Source organism: Mesorhizobium sp. M1E.F.Ca.ET.063.01.1.1 (genome assembly GCF_003998155.1).
GTDB lineage: Bacteria > Pseudomonadota > Alphaproteobacteria > Rhizobiales > Rhizobiaceae > Mesorhizobium.
In genome coordinates this window covers 1-3,353 of sequence record NZ_RZSC01000644.1, presented here as the reverse complement: position 1 = coordinate 3,353, position 3,353 = coordinate 1, and the positions used below count along the sequence as shown (strand labels likewise).

3 protein-coding genes and 1 pseudogene are annotated in these 3,353 nt (G+C 66.9%); 2 read left to right on the top strand and 2 right to left on the bottom strand.

The window, feature by feature from the left end:
- Positions 1-58: 58 nt before the first annotated feature.
- Entirely contained in the window at positions 59-1,018 is a 960-nt protein-coding gene (locus EOA29_RS29805; RefSeq protein WP_126091023.1) for a TAXI family TRAP transporter solute-binding subunit, read from the bottom strand.
- 254 nt (positions 1,019-1,272) lie between these two features.
- On the opposite strand from EOA29_RS29805, the gene EOA29_RS29800 reads away from it, so the two are divergent.
- A complete protein-coding gene (locus EOA29_RS29800) occupies positions 1,273-1,635 on the top strand; it encodes a YciI family protein (RefSeq protein WP_126091024.1) in 363 nt (120 codons plus the stop codon).
- 4 nt (positions 1,636-1,639) lie between these two features.
- Complete coding sequence (locus EOA29_RS29795) at positions 1,640-2,887, top strand: DUF6596 domain-containing protein (protein ID WP_126091025.1); 1,248 nt, start codon at positions 1,640-1,642, stop codon at positions 2,885-2,887.
- Positions 2,888-3,096: 209 nt separating this feature from the next.
- Here the strand turns inward: EOA29_RS29795 and EOA29_RS29790 are convergent.
- Positions 3,097-3,353, bottom strand: a pseudogene (locus tag EOA29_RS29790) (pyridoxal-phosphate dependent enzyme); the annotation flags it as partial.

The window sequence follows — 3,353 nt, the reverse complement described above, 5'->3', positions numbered from 1 at the left end:
CACCCGTCCATCCGCCTCCGGCGGCTGTCCACCCTCCCCTCAAGGGGGAGGGGGAGGCTTACTTGATGAGCCCTTTTTCCCTGTAATATTTCTCCGCGCCGGGGTGCAGCGGCACGGGCATGCCGTCCAGCGCCTTGGCCGGATCGATCGCCTTGGCGGCGGCATGGGCGGCGGCGAGCTGGTCGAGATGCTCGAACAGCAGCTTGGTCATCTGATAGGCGGTGTCGTCGGAAACGTCGGCCCGGGTGACCAGGAAATTGCCGACCGCAGCGGTCGCGACATCCTCCGTCTGGCCCTCATAGGTCCCCTTCGGGATGACGACCGAAAGATAGGGCGAGCCGATCTTGGCGACGTCCTCGGCCGGCACGGCGACGACGTTGATCGGCACCGAGGTGGCGAGGTCGCGGATCGAGGCGACGCCGAGGCCCGCGGATTGCAGCGTGGCGTCGAGCTGCCGGTTCTTGATCAATTCGACCGATTCGGCGAAAGGCAGATATTCGACCCGTCCGAGATCCTCGTATTTCAACCCGGCGGCGGCGAAGATGGCGCGGGCATTGAGTTCCGTGCCGGAAGCAGGCGCACCAACCGACAGGCTCTTGCCCTTGAGATCGGCGAGCGTCTTGATGCCGGACTCCTTGCTGGCGACGATCTGGATGTAGTTGGGATAGATGGCGGCAATGCCGCGCAATTTGTCGAGCTTGCCCGGGAAGCCGGCCTCGGTGTTGCCTTCGGCGGCGAGTTTCACCGAATCGCCGAGCGCGAAGGCGATCTCGCCCTTGCCCTGCTGCAACAGGTTGAGGTTCTCGACCGAGGCCTTCGTCGCCTGCACCTGCGTGCGGGCGCCTTCGATGCCCTTGCCGTAAATCTCGGACAGCGCGACGCCGAGCGGATAATAGACGCCCGACGTGCCGCCGGTCAGCACGTTGATGAATTCCTGCGCCCCGGCCGACACGGCGCCGAGGCCGAGCGACAGCGCCAACGCGCCGGCGGCAATAAATTTCGTCCTGAAATCGAGCATATGGTTTCCTCCTCCTGAAACGATCGCGCCATGCCGCCTCCCCGGCGCGAACCTGGGAGTTTAGACGGGAGGCGGCAAATGCCAACCCGCAATTGCAGCCATTAGACGAACGGTTGAGTGCTGGCGAAAAGCGCCGGCTTGCGCTCGAATGCTTTGGGGACGAAAGATTTTCGGAGGCGCCTGTCGAAATCGGCCGCGGCCGCACGACATAGGTCGGCTAGCAACGACGCGGCCTGCAAAAACGGGAGAACACCATGCGATACATGCTTTTGATCTACAACGACGAAGCCGCGATGGCGAATGCGCCGCGCGACAAGACCGAGCAGACCTTGGCGGCCTATGGCGCCTATACCGAAGCCTTGAAGAAATCCGGCGCATACCTCGCCGGCGAAAGGCTGCGCCCGACCCAGGCGGCCACTTCGATACGGCTGGCCAACGGCAAGACCAACGTGCTCGACGGCCCCTATGCCGATACCAAGGAGCAGCTTGCCGGTTTCTACATGATCGAGGCGACGGACATCGATACGGCCATGGAATGGGGCGCGCGCTGTCCGGCAGCCAGCACCGGCACGGTCGAGGTGCGGCCGATCTGGGAAATGACCGACTACCTGTCCTAGCAGTATGGACGGTCGCCCGGAGATGGCGCGGGCGGCCGCCGAGGCGGCCGCCCGGCAGAGCTACGGCAAGCTGGTCGCCTGGCTCGCGGCCCGCATGCGCGACGTCGCCGGCGCCGAGGACGCGCTGGCCGACGCATTCGCCGCGGCGCTCGAGCGCTGGCCGAAGAGCGGCGTGCCCGAAAAACCGGAAGCCTGGCTGCTCGCAGTGGCGCGCCGGCGCGACGTCGACGCCGTGCGGCGACGGCTGACCGGCGAGGCGGCCCGCGACCACCTGCAGCTTATTGCCGAAGAGGCGGAGGCGCGGATGACGAATGACGAGTTGCCCGACGAGCGGCTCAGGCTGATGTTTGCCTGCGCCCATCCGGCGATCGAGGCCAGCGTACGCGCGCCGCTGATCCTGCAGACCGTGCTGGGCTTCGACGTCGCCGCAATAGCCTCGGCGTTCCTGGTTGCGCCGGCGACGATGGGCCAGCGGCTGGTGCGCGCCAAGACCCGCATCCGCGAGGCCGGCATTCCTTTCCGCGTGCCGGAACGGACCGAGCTCGGCGAGCGACTCGACGCGGTGCTGGAAGCGATCTACGCCACCTTCGCCGAAGGCTGGTCGGACCCTGCCGGCACCGAGACCAGACGGCGCAACCTCGCCAGCGAAGGCATCTGGCTCGGCCGGCTGGTCGCGTCGCTGATGCCGGAGGAACCGGAAACGCAGGGACTGCTGGCGCTGATGCTTTTCGCCGAGGCGCGGCGCGCGGCGCGGCGCAACGCTGATGGCGACTTTGTACCGCTTGCAAAGCAGGACATGGCGCTTTGGGACGAGAAGCTGATCGACGAGGCGGAGCGGCTGCTCAGGCGCGCCGCCGTCAAGGGTGCCATCGGCCGCTACCAATTGGAGGCGGCCGTACAATCGGCGCATACGGCGCGGCGGCTGAGCGGCCATACCGACTGGGCAGCGATCCGCCAGCTTTACGACGCGCTGATGGCCGTGGCCGGTTCGCCGGTGGTGGCGATCAATCGCGCGGTGGCGATCGCGGAGGACGAAGGGGCCCCCACGGGTCTTGCCGCGCTGGACGAGATCGGCGCCGAAAAGCGGCTTGCCGAATACCAGCCCTATTGGGCGGCGCGGGCCGAGCTCTCAGCCAGGCTCGACAAGACTGCCGAGGCCGCCGAAGCCTATGACCGGGCCATCGGCCTGGAGCGCGATCCGGCCCTGCGCCGTTTCCTGCAGGCGGAGCGGGGGAAGCTGGTGCGAAACTGAGGGCGAATCTCCCCCCTTGAGGGGGAGATGGCCGCGAAGCGGCCAGAGGGGGTCCTCTCACCTAGATCGCCGACGTTGTCTGTCGTCGCGGAAAAGTGCCGGCGCTTCACGCGCGGCGACCCCCTCTCTCGCCTTCGGCGACATCTCCCCCTCAAGGGGGGAGAATTTGGCGCGGCCAAATGAGGCGCGGCGTATCGCCCCTCGATCGGCTACGCGCCCAGCCCGTCGAACAGGATCGTCGAAAGATAGCGCTCGGCGAAGGACGGGATGACGACTACGAGGTTCTTGCCCTTGTTCTCCGGCCGCGAGCCGACGACGATCGCCGCCTGAAGTGCCGCGCCCGACGAGATGCCGACCGGCACGCCTTCGAGGCGGGCGACGAGGCGCGCATTGGCGACAGAATCCTCATTCGAGACCCTGACGATCTCGTCATAGACCGAGGTGTCGAGGATCTTGGGCGCGAAGC